Here is a 19463-nt window from a genome sequence, read left to right as displayed (position 1 = left end):
CGCTCGGGGCGACGGGATTGCGAACGTCGCGGCCGGACCGAGGGCCCGGTCGCCCGTGTCTATCGGCGGCTCAGTCGGCCACCACCTTTTGCGGTTTGCCATCATGGAAGACGAGCACCGTCACCGGCTTCACCGCGAAGCCCTGGGGCGTGATGGACATGGGCCCGGAGATGCTGCGCCAGTCTTTCAGCGCGGCGAGCCGGTCGGCGAAGGCCTTGCGGTCCGCAGCCTGGTCCTTCCCCGTCAGCCGACCCTGTTCCATCAGGTCCTTGACCAGATAGACGAGGTCATAGGCCTGGGTGGCGAGCTGGGTGGGCGCGCGGCCGCTGTTGCGGGACTTGAATGCCTCGACGAAAGCCACCACCCGTGGATCGGCGGAAGAGGTGGGGTCGAACTCCGTGTAGCGATAGACGCCTTCCAGCACTTCGGCACCGGCGCTGCTGACGAGGGGCGTGAAGGCCGACTGGGTGATGAGCACCTTGGCCGTGGAGCCGGTGCGCTTCAATTCCTTCAGCACGCTGACCGCGCCCTTATCGGTGGTGGACAACACCACGAGATCCGGCTCCTGGCCGCGGATGCGCGTCACCACCGGACTGAAGTCGAGGTCGGCGGAACTGATGGAGAAGGTCTGGGTATCGACGCCCTTATCCTTCAATGTCTTCTCGACGATGGTGCCCTGGTCGTTGGCGGCGGCGTCGCCGCGGTCCACCACCACCACCGCCTTCTTCGCTTTGAGGCGCGAGACGAGGAGGTCTACCGCCTGCGGCGCGATGATGGGTGCCGGGCTTGCGTAGGTGAAGGTCCAGGGGCGGTTCTTGTCGGTGAGGCCGGACGCCGCCGCAGAGGACGAAATGGACGGGCAACCGAGGCTGTTGGCGACGGGGAAGGCCACCTGCGCCTCGTTGGACATGCTCGGTCCCAGCACGGCGAAGGCGGAGCCGCACGCCTGGCGTACCAAGCTCACGACCTGTCCGTTGTTGCTCTGGGTGTCGAGCACGGTCAGGTCGATTTTGCGCCCGTTGACGCCGCCAGCCGCATTGATCTCGTCCTTTGCGATCTCCATCCCGAGGCGGAACTCGACGGAATAATTCGCGTAGGGGCCCGTAAGGGGCAGCAGGGTCGCCAGTTTGAGGTCGTCGGCGCGCGCCTCCAGTAAGGGCAATATGCCTCCCGCAAACGCGCAGAACAAAGCGATCGCCGTCAGGCGTAGTGATGGCATTGGCGTCCTCCCCGTTATATGCAGGCGGCGCCATTCTGGTCGTCCGCCTTGACTCCGCCAGATGCCGCGGATGATGGGATGCGCGAGCGTCCCGCCACCGCTGCTTGTCTGGTGGATATCAATTTTTGTTCCTATTTCGGAAAATCATTCCGTATTTGATGTTGAGTGTCAAGGAGCGACGACGGGGGTCGCTGGGCACGCCGACGATCCCGGCTCCTTCGGCCATCACGCCGACCACCGAGCCTCAGGCCAATGTGGAACGCTGTGACGCCTTGCGCGGGCCAGGGAGGCGCGCCATGCGTCACAGCAGGGCTCTTCATCATGCCTTGCTGTTCCACCTGCTGAGCAAGCTCTATGAGCGCACCAGCGTGATCATCACCACCGATCTCAGCTTCTCCGAATGGGCCACGGTCTTCGGCGACGCCAGGACGACCACGGCCCTGCTCGACCGGCTCACCCATCACTGCCATCAAGACCGGCAATGACAGCTTCCGCTTCAGGAGCAGCTCGGCAAAGCCACCCAACCCCACCACCCAGAAGCCGCGAAACTTGACCGCCACCTGACCCCAGACCACCATCATCCCGGGTCAATTCTCAGTGGAAATCCAGGATATCTTCTCGACGGAAATCAACACTCAAGGGGATTGATCTCGGCATCGGCAAGGGGGAAGTGGTCGGTCTGGTCGGGGCCAACGGTGCCGGCAAGACGACGCTGGTACGCACGCTGGCCGGTCTCCTGCCCGTGCGGGACGGCGAGATCCGCCTGGGCGGCAAGGACATCACCCGCATCCCGCCGCATCTGCGCAGCGGGTTCGGTCTCGCCGTGGTGCTTGAGAACCGGAACCTGTTCGGCGAGCTGACGGTGCGGGAAAATCTGGCACTGGCCGAGCGGGCAGGCCGGGGACGACGACGCGTGTTCACCCTGGAGCGGATCGTCGATCTCTTCCCCGCGGTGGGCGAAAAGCTGGGCGCACGATGCGACCTCCTCAGCGGAGGCCAGCAACAGCAGGTCGCCATCGGCCGCGCGCTTCTCCTCCAGCCGGACATCATGCTGATGGACGAACCCTCCACCGGCCTCGCCCCAAAAGTGGTGAAGGACATCCTCGATGTTCTCGGCCAGCTGCGCGCCGACGGCATGAGCATCATTCTGGTGGAGCAGAACATCGCCATCGCGTCGAGTGCGACCAGCCGGGCCTATGTGATGGCGACCGGGCGGGTCGCCCACGAGATCGGCGACGGCCACTGGCCCCGCTTCATGGCCGACGAGAAACTGGTGAGCGCCTATCTGGGCCATCATTAAGGGGCCACCCACCAGTGTGGCACTTGGTCCGGCCATGCCGTCAATGTATCCCTGAAGGTCGCTCACATCGTCGAGGGGCCTCTGGGTGATGCTGGCGAGCCAGGGGGTGTCGGTACACTGGGGGCTCTCCCAGCAGAAATGCCCGGGCCGGTCAGCCATCATCTGCGGGGATCACACCGGAGGTTCATTCAGCCTCTTGCCGGGCACTCGCGTGGCCCTCCTGGGAAGCCGGCATCGCAGTATCCCAAGGCGAACGCGACCTCGAGGTCGCGGGGGCTGACTTCTTCTCGGCGACCTGAACCGCCCCGAAGCGCCAGCCGCCCCACTCGACGACATAATCAGTCTATCTCGACGAGCTCGACCCAATTGGGCTGCTTGCCGGTATCGTAATGCGCAACCGAATCTAGCGCGCCGGTCGCGCCATCAATGCGGTAGAGCTGGACACCGTTGGAGAGTTCGCCAGCCGCCGCCAGAAACCGCCCTTTGGAATCTATGGCGAACCCGCGGGGCTGCGTTTCCGTGGGCACGGTGGCGAAGCGGGTGAGACGGCCGGTTTCGGGGTCAACGCGGAACCCGGCCAATGTGCTCGACGTGCGTTCCGACGCATAGAGAAAGCGGCCATCGGGCGTCAGATGCAGGTCGGCGGCCCACGGCTTGCCGGTGAAATCCGCCGGCAGAGCGCTCACCCGCTCGATCACTTGCACCGCGCCGGTGGCCGGATCGAACGCGAGGACCGTCACCGACGCATCAAGCTCGCCGAGCAGGTAGACGATCTTGCCGTTGGGGTGGAACACGAAGTGCCGCGGCCCGGACTTCTCCGCCATCTTCGTCACCGCAGGGTCGCCGGGCGAGAGTTCCCCGGTCTTCGGATCGATACGGAACAGCAGCAGGTCGTCCGAGCCGAGGTTGGTGGCGAGGGCGAAACGATTGTCCGGCGTCGGCTGGATGGAGTGGGCGTTCGGCCCGGTGGGCACGATCTGCGTGGGCGCTCCGACCCTGCCGTCGCTGCCGATGGGATTGACCGCGACCTTTGCCCCGCCATAGGACGCGCTGAACAGCACCTTGCCGGAGCGGTCTGTGGCGATGTTGGCCATGCTGTCCGCGAGCGGCGCATTGGCGATGTGGCTGAGCGCGCCGGTCTTGGGGTCGATGGCGAAGCTCTCGACCTTGAACGGCTGGGATCGAACGCCGGCGAACAGCACCTTCTTGTCCGGGCTCACGGCCAGCGGCGTGGAGGACCCGGCCTTCTCCACGTCCACGAAGGCCTCAGTCTCCACCGGCACGAGCCCCGTATCGGTCAGGCGGAACACGCTGATATTGTTGCTCCCGGCATTCCCGACATAAGCAAACGTCTCAGCCTGCGAGCCACCCGTAAGCAAGGCTGTTATGAGTGCGAATGCGGCAAGGTCAGCCGTTTTGATCATGGGCCTGTTCGTCTTCATGAGCTCCTCCCTTTGTTTGTTGTTGGTCTGCGGTCGGGCGCCTTTCAGGTCACGGGCGCCGGATTGAACACCGCCAGAGCATTGTGCAGCCCCCAGACGTCCGACCACGGCTTCTTGCGGCCGCTGGCCACGTCGAGGATCAGGCGGAACAGCTCCCAGCCGACTTCGTCGAGCGTGGCCTCGCCGGTGGCGACGCGTCCCGCATCGAGGTCCATCAGATCGTGCCAGCGGTGGGCGAGGTCGCTGCGCGTCGCGACCTTCACCACCGGCGCCGCAGCGAGGCCATAGGGCGTGCCGCGGCCGGTGGTGAACACCTGCAGCGTCATCCCGGAGGCTAGCTGCTGGGTGCCGCAGATGAAGTCGGAGGCCGGCGTTGCGGCGAAGACCAGGCCCCGCGTCGTTGCCCGCTCACCCGGCGCCAGCACTGCCGAGATGGGTGCGGTGCCCGACTTGACGATGGAGCCCAGAGCCTTCTCCACCACATTGGAGAGGCCACCCTTCTTGTTGCCGGGGGATGGATTGGCCGAGCGGTCCGTCTGGCCGGAGGCGAGATAGGCGTCATACCAGGCCATCTCCCGGATCAGCGCGCGCCCGACCTCCTTGGTGGCGGCCCGGGGGGTGAGGAGGTGCACGGCGTCGCGCACCTCGGTCACCTCGGAGAACATCACCGTGCCCCCCGCCCGCACGATGAGATCCGCGGCATAGCCCACGGCTGGATTGGCGGTGACGCCGGAGAAGGCATCCGAGCCGCCGCATTGCAGGCCGACCACCAGCTCGGAGGCGGGGCAGGTCTCGCGGCGGCGGGCATTGAGCACCTTCAGCCGGGCATCGGCCATTTCCAGAATGCCGTCGACCATGGCCTGGAAGCCGGTGAAGCGCTCGTCCTGCAAGGTAAGGATGTTCTCGCGGGCCGCATCGGCGGACAGCTCGGGCATCAGCCGCTCCGGCGTGAGCTTCTCGCAGCCGAGGCCGACCACGAGAATTTCGCCGCCGAAATTGGGGTTGCGGGCGAGGTTCTGGAGCGTGCGGATGGGCACCGCGGCGGCGGGAGCATTGATGGCGACGCCACAGCCATAGAGATGGTTCAGGCCGACAACGCCGTCCACGTTCGGATAGTTGGGCAGCAGGCGTTCCTTGATGATGTGGACCACATGGTCGACCACCCCGGCGACGCAATGCACGCTGGTGGAGATGCCGAGGATGTTGCGGGTGCCCACCGATCCATCGGGATTGCGGTAGCCTTCGAAAGTGTAGCCCTCGAGCGCCGGCAGCGGCGGCGGCACGTTGGTGGCGAGGGGCAGCTTCTCCATGTCCGGTGGGGTCGGCAGATCCACCAGGAATTCCGTGATCCAGCTGCCGCGCGGCAGCGCCTTCACGGCATAGCCGATGATCTCGCCATAACGCACCACGGCGCCGCCCGCGGGGATATCCGCCAGCGCCACCTTGTGGCCCTGCGGCACATGCTCCACGAGCTCGACCCCTTCATCGAGCGTCGCACCGGCGGGAAGACCGCCGGAATTGACCACGATGGCCACGTTGTCGCGGGGATGGAGCTTGATCGAAAGGGGGCGGACGGAAGCAGCGAAGGGGGCGTTCATGACGGTCTGGGCTCTGGGTAGGTGGCGGGGCGCTCGGCCCCGCAAGGTGCTGGTCCGGCGGGTGCGCCGGACCAGGGGGTGATCATGCGGATGGAGGCGCAACCAGCGAGGCCTTCAGCTCCACGCGATGGATGGTGCCGACCATGAGAAGCATGGCGAGCAGGGCCACTGCGGCGCTGAGCCCCACGAAGGTGAGCGCCGACGCGAAGGAGCCAGTCGCCTCCAGAATGTAGCCGATGACGATGGGGGTAACGATGCCGGCGGTGTTCCCGAAGGTGTTGAACAGGCCGCCGGACAGGCCGCCTGCCTGCTTCGGCGAGGTGTCGGACACCACCGCCCACCCCAGCGCGCCGATCCCCTTCCCGAAGAAGGCGAGGGACATGAAGAAGATGACCAGCGTGTCGGAGGTGACGTAGTTGCAGGCGATCATGCTCATCGCCAGGAGCATCCCGAACACGATGGGCGTCTTGCGCGCAGCGGTGAGCGACCAGCCCGCCTTCAGCAGACGGTCGGAAATGTAGCCGCCGAGCACGCCGCCGAGGAAGCCGCAGATGGCCGGCAGGGAGGCGACGAAACCCGCCTTCAGTATGGTCATGTGCCGCTCGTTCACCAGATAGACCGGGAACCAGGTGAGGAAGAAATAGGTAAGAACGTTGACACAGAACTGGAAGATATAGAGGCCTAGCAGCATGCGATTGCCCAGCAATTCCCTGATGCATGCCAAAGTGTTCACTTCCTTTGGCTGCTCGGTCGCGGTCTTGCCGTCCAGTTCGACCAGCGCTCCGCCGGCCCGGATGTAGTCGATCTCAGCCTGGTTGACGCGAGGATGGGCGAGAGGCCCGTAGATCACCCGGCCCCACAGAGTGGCCATGACGAGGCCGAGCGCGCCCATGACATAGAACACCGCCTGCCAGCCGAAGCTGTGCACGATCCACCCCATGATCGGGGCAAAGAAGGCGGTCGCGAAATACTGGGCCGAATTGAAGATGGCCGAGGCGAGCCCGCGTTCGCTTGCGGGAAACCAGGCGGACGTGATGCGGCCATTGCCGGGGAAGGACGGTGCCTCCGCAGCGCCGACGAGGAAGCGCAGCAGGAACAGCACCGTCACCGCGAGGCCGCCGGTGAGGAAACCCACGGCGCCCTGGAACATGGTGAAGAGAGACCAAAGAACGAGGCCGGCACAGTACGTGGTCTTGGAGCCGAAGCGGTCGAGCAGCCATCCGCCGGGAAGCTGCGCCAGGACATAGGACCAGGCGAATGCCGAGAAGATGTATCCCATCTGCACCGGCGAAAGCGCCAGCGCTGACCTGAGGTCGGGCCCCGCAATAGAGATGGTGGCGCGGTCTGCGTAATTGATGGTGGTGACGGCGAAGAGCATGGCGAGAATGCTCCAGCGCACGCGCGTGGGCACAAGTGTCCGCGCCGCCGCCGCTGTCGCGGTAGCGAAATCCATGGCGTTTCCTTTCAGTCCCCGTTCAGCGAATCGCGGATGGCGTGTGGCGTGCGCACCCGCAAATCGACTCGCGCCCGGCCAAGAAGCTGGCGTCGTCGCGTCGCGGGTCAGAACCGGACGCGATGCCAAGCGGATGTCGATATTTGTATTTATAGCATTCAAATCAGCCGGAGTGTCCAGCCATTAAGATACAAATAATACAAATAATTGGCGCCATCGCAGTGGCCCAAGGGGAGGTCTTGCCCCACCCCTTTCGTCGGAGCGCGTCCTGAAGCTAACTGGCGCCGGGGGGACGGTTCTGGCCCGCTGCCAGGAGCTTTGTGGAGTTGGGTCTGATGGCGCGTAAGACTGGTCCCTCGTCGGCCGCGATCGCGCCGACTCCGCTCGCGGGTCGTGCCGGCCGCGCCCAGACGCTGGGGGACCGGCTCTATGACGACATTCTCCAGCTGATCCTGACCTCGAAAATACCCGAGGGAGGCCGGCTGCCCACGGAGGCCCAGTTCTGCCAGATGTTCCAGGTGTCGCGCACCGTGGTCCGCGATGCGCTGTCGCGTCTGAAGATCGACGGCGTCGTCGGCTCGCGGCAAGGGCAGGGAAGCGTCGTCCTGCGCCGGCCCAACGCGGGCGTGTTCGCATTCCCGCTGGTGGGCAGCATCGCCGATATGCAGCGCTTCTTCGAGTTCCGTCAGCTGATCGAGCCGGAGGTTGCGGCGCTCGCCGCCATGCGCCGCACCCACGAGGATCTGGCCCGCATCCGGACCGCCTTCCAGACAGTGGGCCTGGCTCTGGCGCAGGATGAGGGAGGCGTGGAGGCCGATCTCGAATTCCACCTCGCCATCGCCGCCGCCGCCCATAACAAATATCTCGTGTCGTCGATGGAAACGGCGCGCGGCAACTTCGCCCAATGTATCCAGTTCGCCCGGGTCCTCTCGGCCAAGCCGGACGAGCGCCGCGGCGAGCGGCTGCAAGGGGAGCACCGGCGTATCCTCGACGCCATCGAGGCCGCTGACGCGGTTGCCGCCCGCGCGGCCATGACCGAGCATCTCACCCGCACCAGGGACCGGGTTTTTCTGGGCAGTTGAAGCCTCAGGCCGACCTTAGCCGGGCAGGGCGGACCGCAGGTCTTCCGGCAGCAGGGGCTCGGGCAGGTTCTGGTAGCAGACGGGCCGCAGGAAGCGACGGATGGCGAGTGTCCCGACCGAGGTGGCTCCGAAATTGGTGCTCGCCGGATAAGGGCCGCCATGAACCATGGCGTCACACACTTCGACCCCCGTGGGGAAGCCGTTGGCGAGGACCCGGCCGGCCTTGCGCTCCAGAATGGGCAGAAGCCGCCGGGCGAGTTCTGTATCGCCATCGTCCATCTGCAGGGTTGCGGTCAATTGCCCGTCGAATTCGGCGGCCAGGGCGACCATCTCGTCGGCATCGTGCACCCGCACCAGAATGCCGGCGGGGCCGAACACCTCGTGAGCGAGGCTGCGATCAGCGCGGAAATCGGCTGCCGTGACCGAGAACAGGGCCGGAGCAGCGAACCGTCCGTCGGCCTCGGTCTTCACCAGGCACGACACCCCGGCCGCTTCGGCCAGATGATCGCGCCCCCGGCGATAGGTGGCCGCGATCCCTTCGGTGAGCATAGGCTGTGGCGCAATTCCCCCGAGGGTTGTGCTCGCAGCGTCGAGAAAGGCAGCAAGATCCGGCCCCTCTATCGCGATGGCAACGCCGGGATTGGTGCAGAATTGCCCGACGCCCATGGAAAGAGAGACGGCCCAGCCCTCGCCCAGTTCCTGCGCCCTGCTCGAGAGGGCCGCGGGCAGCAGGAACATGGGGTTCACCGATCCCAGCTCGCCGAAGAAGGGGATCGGCTCGGGGCGCGCGGCGCACAGGTCGAACAGGGCGCGACCGGCGCCGAGACTGCCCGTGAAACCGACAGCACGGATGAGCGGATGGCGTACAAGGGCGGTGCCCCCGTCGACCGTGAAGGACTGGATCAGGCCAAAGACGCCTGGGTGCAGATCTTCCGCCGCAGCCGCGGAGGCGATGGCTTCCCCGACGATCTGGCTGGTGCCGGGATGTGCCGGATGGCCTTTCACCACCACCGGGCAGCCGGCCGCCAGTGCGGACGCGGTGTCGCCGCCCGCCACCGAGAAGGCGAGGGGGAAATTCGAGGCTCCGAACACCGCGACTGGCCCGATGGGCCGCTGGATCAGCCGCAGGTCCGGGCGGGGCAGGGGCTTGCGGTCCGGCAGCGCCGGATCATGTCGGCGGTCGAGATAGGCCCCGTCGCGAATGTGACGGGCGAACAGACGCAGCTGGCCCGTGGTGCGCCCGAGCTCGCCGGTGAGGCGCGGGTTCGGCAGGCCGGTCTCTGCCTCGGCGGTGGCGACGATGTCCGCAGCCCGGTCTTCCAGGGCTGCCGCGATGGCATCGAGAAAGCGCGCGCGGGTCTCGCGGCTCGACGGGCCATAGGATGCGAAAGCGGCTTCCGCCGCGCGGCAGGCGGCGTCGATCTCGATCGCCGACGCCGAGTAGAAGCGCTGAGGCGCCCCACTGACGGGGCTGCTCTCGAACACATCGCCGCCTTCGACGCGCGCGCCGGAGATCAGGTGGCCGCCGATGGGGATCATGGTCATCTCACTTGTCCTCGAAAATCGGATCCTGGGTGAACTGGCCACCCTGATAGAGGGCGATGGGCGCATCCGGCGCAGGGCGGGTGAGCGCGGCCTCGATTTCGGGGCGAAACCGCTCGGCATTGTCCTTCGGCTTCCAGCCGAGATAGGCGGCGGCGCTGTTGTCCCACCACGACTGGTCGTTGTTGGAGACGCCCCAGATCACCGGGCAGCCGAGCCGCGGAACGGAGAAGATGCATCCCACGAGGGAGAGGAAATCCTCGCGGGACATCCAGGTGGACAGCATTCGGTAGTTGGTCGGCTTCTCCATGCAGCTGCCGATGCGAACCAGCGCCGTCTCCTGCCCGAACTTGTCAAAATACATGCGGGCCAGTGCCTCGCCGAAGCACTTGGAGACGCCGTAGAGCCCATCGGGCCGGAGTGGTACGGTCGCGTCGAGGTGCTCGTCCTGGCGGTAGAAGCCGATAGTGTGGTTGGAGGAGGCGAACAGAATGCGCGGTCGCCCCTCGGCGCGCGCCGCCTCGTAGAGATTGTAAAGGCCGATGATGTTGGCCCCGACGATCCGGCTGAAGCGGTTCTCCACGGAGATGCCGCCGAGATGGATGATGCCGTCGCATCCGGCCACGAGCGTGTGGACGGCCTCCGCATCGGCGAGGTCGCAGGTGGCACATTCCTCGTGGGCGGCAGCGGGCCCCAGATCGGCAATATCGGAAACGCGCACCGTTTCGGCAAATCGGGAAAGGTGCGGGCGAATGGCGCGGCCGAGCTCTCCCGCGGCGCCGGTCAGAAGCAATCTTTGAAGCATGTGGACCCCAAGCGCGCCCAATTGTGGGCCAACTCATCATACATGTTGAACGAACATGGCCGCCGATGCAACAAAGTTGACGGATGAGTTGTTTTGCGCACCATGTGACGTAACGTCGTGAACTGCGGGAGAGACCATTGGCCCCCATATCCCAGAGAGTCCCCGCGGGCGCCGGAACCGCCCCCGCCGAACGCGCGGGCGCGGAGGGGGGCGCCGTCCCGGCTCGAGCGGGCGCGAGACGTACTCGGGGCGCGAGCGGCTCCCTTGTGGCGCAGATCAGCGAGGCGCTGCGCCAATCCATCCGCGCGGGCGACTATCCGCCCGGTACGAAATTGCCCAGCGAAGCCCAACTGACCCTGGCGCACGGCGTCAGCCGCACCGTCGTGCGTGAAGCCGTGGCGGCGCTGCGGGCAGACGGCCTCGTCGAGCCGCGCCAGGGCGCGGGCGTCTTCGTGCTGGAAGCCTCGGGCTCCCCGCTTCTTTTCCCGCAAATCATTGATGGTGCTCGTGTTTCATCCACCATTGAAATTCTGGAGCTGCGCACCGGCGTGGAGGTGGAGGCGGCAGGTCTTGCGGCAACGCGGCGTTCTCCAGCGCAGGAAGAGGTGATCTTCGAGCGGCATTTCGCTGTCCGCGCGGCGATGGAGGCCGGCCAGTCCACCGTGGAATTCGACCTCGCCCTGCATCTCGCCATTGCGGATGCCACCAACAATCCCCGATTCCGGGAGTTCCTGACGGTGATCGGTCGCGAAGCGATCCCGCGCACCACGCTGGAGGGTGACGGCCAGAGCGTGGAGAGGGCCACCGCCTACATGAAGCTGATCGACGATGAGCATCAGCGAATCGTCTCGGCCATTTCGAGGGGCGACGAAGAGGCGGCGCGAGAAGCGATGCGCGTGCATCTGCGGGGCAGTCAGCAGCGCTATCGGGCACTGCTGCAGACTCGGCGCCAACATATCATATGAGTTGTTGACCCTTTCCCTGGGTACATGTATGACAACTCTGCCAACCGCTTGGCAGAGGAACCATGATGAATCCGCAGGACATCAAGAGCGCGCTCGGGTCGGGTCTCTTGTCGTTTCCCGTCACGCATTTCGACGTGTCCGGCCGCTTCAACCAGGATAGCTACCAGCGCCATATTGCCTGGCTCGCCGGCTACGATGCGCCGGTCCTGTTCGCTGCAGGAGGCACCGGCGAGTTCTTCTCCCTCGCGCCCGGCGAGGTTCCCGGCATCGTCCGTGCCGCCAAGGAGGCCTCTGGCAAGACGGCCATCGTCTCCGGCTGCGGCTTCGGCTCGGAAGTGGGTGTGGAGATCGCCCGCGCGGCCGAGAAGGCCGGCGCCGACGGACTTCTCCTGTTGCCCCATTACCTGATCGATGCGCCGCAGGAGGGCCTGTTTGCCCTCGTGAAGCGGATCTGCGACGCGGTCGGCATCGGCGTCATGGTCTACAACCGCGACAATTCGGTGCTGCAGGTCGATACGCTGGCGCGCCTGTGTGACGCCTGCCCCAACCTCGTGGGTTTCAAGGACGGTACCGGCCAGATCGGGCTCGTACGCCAGATCACCGCCACCATGGGTGATCGCCTGATCTATCTCGGTGGCATGCCCACGGCAGAGCTCTTCGCCGAGGCCTATCTCGGCGCCGGCTTCACCACTTACTCCTCGGCCGTGTTCAATTTCGTGCCGGGCCTTGCGGTGGAGTTCTACAAGGCGCTGCGCGCCGGAGAACGGGCCACCTGCGAACGTATCCTGAGGGACTTCTTCTATCCCTTCATGGACATCCGCAACCGCCGCAAGGGCTATGCGGTCTCCGCCATCAAGGCCGGCGTGCGCCTCCAGGGCTTCGATGCCGGCCCGGTGCGCGCCCCGCTCGCCGACCTGACGGACGAAGAGGAAGGCTTGCTCGCCGCCCTGATCGCCCCTCACAAACGCTGAGCGCGCGCCATGAAGATCGCGGCGGTCCACACCCATCTCCTTGATCATCGGCTCGACGTGCCGTTCGAGAGCGCTTCCATGCGCTTCGACCGGCGCACCCATGTGCTGGTGGAGGTGGTGTGCGACGACGGGACGGTGGGCTGGGGCGAATGCCTCGGTCCCGCCCGGCCCAACGCCGCCATGGTCCAGGCTTATGCGGGTTGGCTCGTCGGCATGAATCCGCTGGAGACCGAGAAGGTCTGGGCGGTTCTCTACAATGCCCTGCGCGACCAGGGACAGCGCGGCATCACCATCACCGCGCTGTCGGGCATCGACATCGCGCTGTGGGACATCAAGGGCAAGCATTTCGGAACCTCGGTGGCGACCCTGCTCGGCGGACGTTTCCGCGAGAACGTGAAGGCCTATGCGACCGGCAGCTTCGTGCGAGACGGCGTGGACCGCATCGCCGACAATGCGCAGGAGATGGCCGGCCATGCGGCGGCCGGCTTCCACGCCGGCAAGATCAAGATCGGTTTTTCCGTCGCCGAGGACTTGAAGGTGCTGCGTGCCGTGCGCGAGGCGGTCGGGCCGGACATGCGGCTGATGGTGGACGCCAACCATGGCTACGACGCCATCGAAGCCTGCGCCTTCGGCCAGCGGGCGGCGGAATACGGAGTCGACTGGTTCGAGGAGCCGGTGGTTCCCGAGCAGCTCTCGGCCTACCGCGCGGTGCGCGCGGGCCAGCCCATCCCGGTGGCCGGCGGCGAGACCTGGCATACGCGCTACGGCATGCGCGAGCCCATCGAGACGCGGGCGGTGGACATCATCCAGCCCGACATCTGCGGCGTCGGCGGCTTCACCGAGGCCAAGCGCGTGGCAGACCTCGCCGCGCTCCATGGCGTGCGTGTGGTGCCCCATGTGTGGGGGACGGCGGTGCAGATCGCCGCCGCCCTGCAGTTCATGGCCGCCATGGTGCCGAACCCGGTGCGGCGCGACCCCATCGAGCCCATCCTGGAATTCGACCGCACCCACAATCCGTTCCGGCAGGCGGTCGTCACCACACCGATCGAGCACGTGAAGGGCGTCGTCGCCATCCCGGATAGCCCCGGTCTCGGCATCGAGATCAACCGTGACGCGCTCGCGGAATTCCGGCCGCTGGAGATCTGACATGCTGGTGCGCAGGCTCTCGGGCCAAAAGCCCGCCCACCGCTTCCCGCCGGGCGCAGTCGATGCGCAGATGCACCTCTATCTAAAGGGCTTTCCGGCTCTTCCGGGCGGCCCGGACCTGCCTGCGGGCGCGCTGCCGGACCCCGACCAGTACCGGCAGGTCATGGACTGGCTCGGCATCGAGCGGGTCATCATCACCCAGGGCAATGCCCACCAGAAGGACAATGCCAATCTCCTCGCCTGCGTCGCCGCGCTGGGGCCGTGCGCGCGGGGCGTCGCGGTGATCGACGCCGATACAAGCGATGCGGAACTCGAGCGGCTCGCGGGCGGCGGCATCGTCGGCGCCCGCATCATGGACCTGCCGGGCGGTGCGGTCGGCCTCGATGCTCTGGAGGCGGTGGACGCGCGCGCCGCGGCCATGGGGTGGATGATGGCGGTGCAGTTCGACGGCACACACATTCTCGACCATCTGTCGCGTCTGTCGGCGCTGAAATCGCGCTGGGTGCTCGATCATCACGGCAAGTTCTTCGGCGGCATTTCGGTGGACGGGCCGGAGCTTAAAGGGATCAAGCGCCTTCTGGACAGTGGCCGCGTCTATTTCAAGTTCGCGGCCTGCTACGAATCCTCCCGTCTGGGTGGCCCCGGATTCGAGGACATCGCCGAGATCGCACGGGCCATCGCCGGCCATGCGCCCGAGCGCATCGTGTGGGGCACAAACTGGCCCCACAATCTCATGAAGACGACTGCCGATTATCCGGACGACGCCCGCCTTGCCGATACCGTGCTCGGCTGGCTGCCGGACGATGGCGTACGGCACCTTGCCCTCGTCGAAAACCCTGAGGCGCTGTTCCGTCTTGGGCCACACCCTGCGGCCCAGCCGAGCCGCCGGGAGACGAGTCGCACTGCCTGAGGGCGCCCGCAGCGCTCGCCAAGAAATTATAATCGTACGGGAGGAAGAGATGAAGCATTCACAGATTTTCGCGGCGGCGGCGCTCGCGTCGCTGGTCGTGCTCGGGCCGCTGTCGGCCGAGGCGCGTCCGTTCCGTTCGGCGGACGTGCAGCCGCCGGACTACCCGACCGTCAAGGCCGTGCAGCACATGAGCGACGAGCTCGCCAAGGAGACCAACGGAAAGATCAGCATCAAGGTCTATCCCAACTCCCAGCTCGGGAGCGAGAAGGACACCATCGAGCAGGTGAAGCTCGGGGCTCTCGACTTCATCCGCATCAATTCCGGCACGCTGAATACCGTCTGCCCGGCCATGACCGTGCCTGTGCTGCCCTTCCTGTTCCGCGACAAGGAGCACATGCGCAAGGTGCTCGACGGCCCCATCGGTGATGAGATCCTTGCCGATTGCGAATCCCACGGCCTGGTCGGCCTCGCCTTCTATGATTCCGGCGCCCGCTCGTTCTATGCCACTACCCCCATTCGCAAGATCGAGGACCTGAAGGGCAAGAAGATCCGCGTGCAGCAGTCGGACATCTGGGTGTCCATGATGAAGCTGCTCGGCGCCAACGCGACGCCCATGCCGGCGGGCGAGGTGTTCACCGGCCTCAAGAGCGGGCTGATCGACGGCGCCGAGAACAACTGGCCGAGCTACGACAACTTCCACCATTATGAGGTGGCGAAGAACTATTCGCTCTCCGAGCACTCCATGGCGCCGGAAGTGCTGCTCATCTCCAAGCGCGTGTACGACAGCTTCACGCCGGAGGAGCGGGCGCAGGTGCGCAAGGCGGCGAAGAACTCGGTGCCCTATATGCGTGAGCTGTGGGACGCGCTTGAGGTCACCTCCCGCCAGAAGGTGGAGAAGGCCGGCGTCGAGGTGATCACCATCGACAAGGCGCCGTTCCAGGCCGCGGTGGCTCCGCTCTACGACCAGTTCGTCACCGACCCCAAGCTCAAGGACATGATCGCGCGGATCAAGGCGGTTCAATAAGCCGCCGCGGCGTTGCGGACGGCGGCATCCCGCGCGGATGCCGCCCGTGCCGACGCCCGGACTTGCGATCTTCCCGGGAGGAACAGCAATGGAAACCCCCTCGCCCGTCAGCGGGCCGACCACGCTCAACCAGACGGGCTGGCTCGGCACCTATTTCGCCTTCCACGCATGGCTCTCGCGGGTGTGCCTGAAACTCGCGGTGGCGGGCCTGCTGCTGATAACCGCCGCGGTGCTCTACCAGATCTTCGGCCGCTACGTGCTGAACGATTCCCCGGCCTGGACCGAGATCTTCGCGCTTGTGCTTGTGCTCTGGGTGACGTGCTTCGCCGCCGCCGTGGGCGTGCGTGACGACCGGCATATCGGCGTGGAATCCATCCTCATGCTGGCGCCGCCGCGCATCCGGCGGCTGGGGCTCATCTTCGTCTATCTCGGCATGATCGTCTTCGGCCTGTGCATGGCCTGGGGCGGGGCGATCCTGAGCGATGAGATGTGGGCCTACGTCAATCCCGGCCTGCCCATCTCCCAGGCCTGGTCATACATCCCGCTCGCCCTCGGCGGGCTCCTCATCGCCCTCTTCGCCGTCGAGCGCATCGTCGCCGCCGTGCTCGGCATCAAGGTGGTCGCGTCATGGCACTGATCGTCCTCGTCGTCACCTTCATCGGCACCCTCCTTCTGGGCATGCCGGTGGTGTTCGCCATCGGCCTCTCCTCCATCGCGACCGTGCTCTATGAAGGACTCCCGCTGGCCGTGGTGTTCCAGCGCATGGCCTCGGGCATGAACGTGTTCGCGTTCCTGACCATTCCTTTCTTCGTCTTCACCGGCGAGCTGATGATGTATGGCGGCGTCGCCCACCGCATCATCCGCTGCTCGAAGGCGCTGGTGGGACACGTGCGCGGCGGGCTCGGCATGACGAATGTGGTGGCCTGCACCATGTTCGGCGGCATCTCCGGCTCACCGGTCGCAGACGTCTCGGCCATGGGCTCCGCCCTCATCCCCCTGATGAAGAAAGAGGGGATCGACCCAGATTACGCGGTGAACGTCACCACCTATTCCTCGCTGGTGGGCGCGTTGATGCCGACCAGCCACAACATGATCATCTATTCTCTGGCGGCGGGAGGTACCGTCTCCATGAGCTCGCTGATCATGGCCGGCGCGGTGCCGGCGGCGATGCTCACCGTGGCGAACCTGCTGGCCGCCTATTTCGTGGCACGCCATCGCGGCTACCCGCGTGGCACCTTCCCCGGCTGGGGCGAGGTGGGCGTGAGCCTCGCCTCGGCGCTGCCCGGCCTGTTCATCGTGGTCATCATCGTCGGCGGCATCCTCTCGGGTGTGTTCACCGCCGCCGAGGCGGGTGCGGTGGCCGTGGGCTATGCGCTCCTCCTGACCGTCTTCATCTACCGCAGCCTCAGCCTCGAGCACTTCTTCATGGCCGCGGCGAAGGCTGCGAAGACCACGGGCATCGTGCTGCTGCTGATCGGCATCTCCACCATGTTCGGCTACCTGATGAGCCTCTATGGCATCGCCGATCTTGTGGGCGACGCCCTGTCCTCGATCTCGACCCGGCCCTGGGTGATCTTCATTCTGGTGAACATTGCCCTGTTCGTGTTCGGCATCTTTCTCGACATGGCCGCGCATATCCTCGTGTGCACGCCGATCTTCCTGCCGATCGTGCAGCAGCTCGGAATGGACCCGGTACAGTTCGGCATCATCGTGCTGCTCAACTGCACCATCGGTCTCAATACGCCTCCGGTCGGCGCGGCCTTCTATCTCGGCTGCGCCATCGGCGAGGTGTCGGTCTCGCAGGTGGTGAAGTCCATCTGGCCGTTCATGCTGGCGCTCTGGGTGACGCTGATGATCGTCACGCTGGTCCCCGAGACCTCCATGCTGGTGCATGACCTGCTGAAGTGAGCCTTCGTCGCGTTCCCAAATCCAATCACCAATAATCGTCAGGGAGGAAACTATGACCGAGAAGACCCTGTCCCGCCGCAGCATCTTCGCCGGCGCCGGTGGATTGCTGCTCGTTGCGGCCCCGCTGGCCTCGGCCTTCGCGCAGGACCCGTCGGCCGAGGTGGCCAATGCGGTCGAGGCTCTGCGCAAGGCCATGTTGGCGGGCGACGGCGCGGCTCTGAAGAGCCTGACTGCCGCCCAACTCACCTATGGCCATTCCAACGGCCGGCTGGAGGACAAGGCGGCTTTCGTCGAGAGCCTCGACGGCAAGAACGCCTTCAAGTCCCTCGACCTGTCCGACCAGACAGTTCAGATCGTCGGTGACACCGCGATCGTGCGCCATACATTCGATGCCGTGAACAATCTGCCGGATGGGAAGACCAGCACCGCGCATATCAAGGTATTGCAGGTGTGGATCAGGGAGGGTGGCAGCTGGAAGCTGCTCGCCCGTCAGTCCGCGCCGCTTCCGGTGTAATCCGGCGTTTGCGGCAGCCGCCGGTGACATAGGCGCGAGCTCGCACCACAGCCCGCCATTCGTATTGACGAGTGGCGGGCTTCGCCGTTCATTGGGACGAGACAATACGCCCTGAGCTGAGGCGCGCGGCATCGATTCCGGACGCCACGAAGTGTCGTGCGGATAACCTCTAATCGCCCAGGTAGGATCATGCGCCTGGATGCTAGCGGGTTACCGCAATCAGCTGAGGGTGGATGTGCGCCTCCCGATCGCGGACCCGCCCAATCGCCTTGTCCGGCTCAGGCTCGGCCGGGATCATCACGCGGTGCCCAGAGGATGGCGACAAGGGTGAGGAGGCTTAGCCCGCAGGCCAGTGCAGCCACGGGCCAGACCGCCCCATTCCACCAGCCCAGCATGGCGGTGGCGAGCAGCGGGAGCGGCCCGAGCACAAGAGCGCCCGTCACCTCGCGAGCAAAGGCAATGGCGCTGTAGCGCACACGCGGAGGGAACATATCCGCGTAGAAGGCCGGCTGCACGCCGAACATGGACCGCGCACCTATGGCGTGGCCAACGACCATGGCGATCACCGCGGTGAAAGGCGTTCCGGCGCCGAGAATCCTGAAATAGACGAGCACATAGAGGGCAGTGAAGGCGGCCCCGGCCACCATGACCGTACGCCGGCCCAGACGATCCGACAGGCTGCCGAACAGGACGCAGGTGAATGCGCCGACGGCGCTCGACACGATCACGCCGGTGAGGATGGTCTCCCGCGGGAAGCCGAGCTGCTGGGTGGCATAGGCCAGCGTGAAAGTCTGGAAGATGTAGGAGAAGTTGGGCGCGATGTTGGCGCCCATGGCAGCGAGCACCGCCCGGGGCTGGGTGCGAAGCAGCTCCACGACGGGCATGCGGCTTTCGCGCCGCTCCTCCTTCAACTTCACGAATTCAGGTGTTTCCGGCACACGCCGGCGTATGAAGACCCCGAGCGCAAGCACGCCGAAGGACAGCAGAAATGGAATGCGCCAGCCCCACGCCAGAAAGGCATCGTTGGGCATGAGCGCGAACAGCGCGAACACGCCGGCTGAAAGTACGGTCGCAACGTCCACCGCCGCAGCGGGAAGGCTGGCGAAGAACCCGCGGTGCGTGCGTGTGGCTTCGGCGGCCATGACGACGGCGCCCGCATATTCCGCCCCGGCTCCGAAGCCCTGCACGATCCGCAGGGCCACCAGCAGGATCGGCGCCCAGATGCCGATGGAATCATAGGTCGGAAGCAGCCCTATGAGCGAGGTGGCGATACCCATCATCAGAAGCGTGATGAGCAGAACAGGCTTGCGGCCGATGCGGTCGCCCATCCAGCCGAACAGGACCCCGCCGATGGGCCGCACCAGGAAGCCCACGGCGTAGGCGGCGAAGGAGGCGATGGTGCCCGCCACCGGATCGAACTGGGGAAAGAATAGCTTATTGAAGATCAGCGCCGCTGCCGTAGCATAGAGGATGAAGTCGTACCACTCGACCACCGTGCCGATGGTGCTGGCGGCAATAGTCGAGGCGAGGCCGGCCTCTCTCCCTGCGGCCTCCTGTACGGGCTTGTGCATGGCGGTTTCCTTC

General features: G+C 65.8%; 17 protein-coding genes and 1 pseudogene. 11 read left to right on the top strand and 7 right to left on the bottom strand.

Going from position 1 to position 19463, the window contains the following annotated elements; translation table 11 throughout:
• Positions 1 to 70 precede the first annotated feature (70 nt).
• Positions 71 to 1219, bottom strand: a complete 1149-nt coding sequence (locus ACT54R_RS03880; protein WP_476323879.1) for an ABC transporter substrate-binding protein — start codon at positions 1217 to 1219, stop codon at positions 71 to 73.
• A gap of 323 nt (positions 1220 to 1542) precedes the next feature.
• On the opposite strand from ACT54R_RS03880, the pseudogene ACT54R_RS03875 reads away from it, so the two are divergent.
• Positions 1543 to 1783: pseudogene (locus ACT54R_RS03875) on the top strand (ATP-binding protein); the annotation flags it as partial.
• A gap of 46 nt (positions 1784 to 1829) precedes the next feature.
• Complete coding sequence (locus ACT54R_RS03870) at positions 1830 to 2519, top strand: ABC transporter ATP-binding protein (protein ID WP_476326364.1); 690 nt, start codon at positions 1830 to 1832, stop codon at positions 2517 to 2519.
• Positions 2520 to 2857: 338 nt separating this feature from the next.
• Here ACT54R_RS03870 and ACT54R_RS03865 read toward each other — a convergent pair whose 3' ends face one another.
• From ACT54R_RS03865 to ACT54R_RS03855, 3 genes are all read right to left on the bottom strand, one after another.
• Positions 2858 to 3943, bottom strand: a complete 1086-nt coding sequence (locus ACT54R_RS03865) for a lactonase family protein (RefSeq protein ID WP_476323877.1) — start codon at positions 3941 to 3943, stop codon at positions 2858 to 2860.
• A 62-nt stretch (positions 3944 to 4005) separates the two neighbouring features.
• On the bottom strand, positions 4006 to 5559 hold the full coding sequence (garD, locus tag ACT54R_RS03860) for a galactarate dehydratase (protein ID WP_476323875.1): 1554 nt from the start codon (positions 5557 to 5559) through the stop codon (positions 4006 to 4008).
• An 82-nt stretch (positions 5560 to 5641) separates the two neighbouring features.
• Positions 5642 to 7012 (bottom strand): MFS transporter, encoded by a 1371-nt coding sequence (locus ACT54R_RS03855; RefSeq protein WP_476323873.1) that lies wholly within the window; start codon positions 7010 to 7012, stop codon positions 5642 to 5644.
• A gap of 335 nt (positions 7013 to 7347) precedes the next feature.
• Here ACT54R_RS03855 and ACT54R_RS03850 point away from each other — a divergent pair, with 335 nt between their 5' ends.
• Positions 7348 to 8094, top strand: a complete 747-nt coding sequence (locus ACT54R_RS03850) for a FadR/GntR family transcriptional regulator (protein ID WP_476326362.1) — start codon at positions 7348 to 7350, stop codon at positions 8092 to 8094.
• 15 nt (positions 8095 to 8109) lie between these two features.
• On the opposite strand, the gene ACT54R_RS03845 is transcribed toward ACT54R_RS03850, so the two are convergent.
• On the bottom strand, positions 8110 to 9639 hold the full coding sequence (locus ACT54R_RS03845) for an aldehyde dehydrogenase (NADP(+)) (protein ID WP_476323871.1): 1530 nt from the start codon (positions 9637 to 9639) through the stop codon (positions 8110 to 8112).
• A 1-nt stretch (position 9640) separates the two neighbouring features.
• Entirely contained in the window at positions 9641 to 10441 is an 801-nt protein-coding gene (locus ACT54R_RS03840) for an NAD-dependent epimerase/dehydratase family protein (RefSeq protein ID WP_476323869.1), read from the bottom strand.
• Positions 10442 to 10707: 266 nt separating this feature from the next.
• Between ACT54R_RS03840 and ACT54R_RS03835 the strand changes: the two genes are divergently transcribed.
• From ACT54R_RS03835 to ACT54R_RS03800, 8 genes are all read left to right on the top strand, one after another.
• Positions 10708 to 11406 carry a FadR/GntR family transcriptional regulator gene (locus tag ACT54R_RS03835; protein WP_476323867.1) on the top strand — a complete coding sequence of 233 codons (699 nt, stop codon included), beginning with the start codon at positions 10708 to 10710 and terminating at the stop codon, positions 11404 to 11406.
• A 65-nt stretch (positions 11407 to 11471) separates the two neighbouring features.
• Positions 11472 to 12377, top strand: coding sequence for a 5-dehydro-4-deoxyglucarate dehydratase (kdgD, locus tag ACT54R_RS03830; protein ID WP_476326360.1), 906 nt, complete (start codon positions 11472 to 11474; stop codon positions 12375 to 12377).
• Between the two features lie 9 nt (positions 12378 to 12386).
• On the top strand, positions 12387 to 13523 hold the full coding sequence (locus ACT54R_RS03825; RefSeq protein WP_476323865.1) for a mandelate racemase/muconate lactonizing enzyme family protein: 1137 nt from the start codon (positions 12387 to 12389) through the stop codon (positions 13521 to 13523).
• 1 nt (position 13524) lies between these two features.
• Positions 13525 to 14433 (top strand): amidohydrolase family protein, encoded by a 909-nt coding sequence (locus ACT54R_RS03820; protein ID WP_476323863.1) that lies wholly within the window; start codon positions 13525 to 13527, stop codon positions 14431 to 14433.
• A 49-nt stretch (positions 14434 to 14482) separates the two neighbouring features.
• A complete protein-coding gene (locus tag ACT54R_RS03815; RefSeq protein WP_168459731.1) occupies positions 14483 to 15457 on the top strand; it encodes a TRAP transporter substrate-binding protein in 975 nt (324 codons plus the stop codon).
• An 88-nt stretch (positions 15458 to 15545) separates the two neighbouring features.
• A complete protein-coding gene (locus ACT54R_RS03810; RefSeq protein ID WP_168459730.1) occupies positions 15546 to 16094 on the top strand; it encodes a TRAP transporter small permease in 549 nt (182 codons plus the stop codon).
• Positions 16085 to 17365, top strand: a complete 1281-nt coding sequence (locus ACT54R_RS03805) for a TRAP transporter large permease (RefSeq protein WP_476323860.1) — start codon at positions 16085 to 16087, stop codon at positions 17363 to 17365. The genes ACT54R_RS03810 and ACT54R_RS03805 overlap by 10 nt, the downstream gene beginning before the upstream one ends.
• Before the next feature lie 52 nt (positions 17366 to 17417).
• Positions 17418 to 17879, top strand: coding sequence for a nuclear transport factor 2 family protein (locus ACT54R_RS03800; RefSeq protein WP_476323857.1), 462 nt, complete (start codon positions 17418 to 17420; stop codon positions 17877 to 17879).
• 278 nt (positions 17880 to 18157) lie between these two features.
• Here the strand turns inward: ACT54R_RS03800 and ACT54R_RS03795 are convergent, their stop codons facing one another.
• Entirely contained in the window at positions 18158 to 19450 is a 1293-nt protein-coding gene (locus ACT54R_RS03795) for an MFS transporter (RefSeq protein ID WP_168459727.1), read from the bottom strand.
• Positions 19451 to 19463: the final 13 nt, after the last annotated feature.

The sequence above is a fragment of the Xanthobacter sp. DMC47 genome (genome assembly GCF_056313845.1).
The sequence above is the reverse complement of the archived record's forward strand: the minus strand, read 5'-3'. Positions and strand labels throughout refer to the sequence as shown.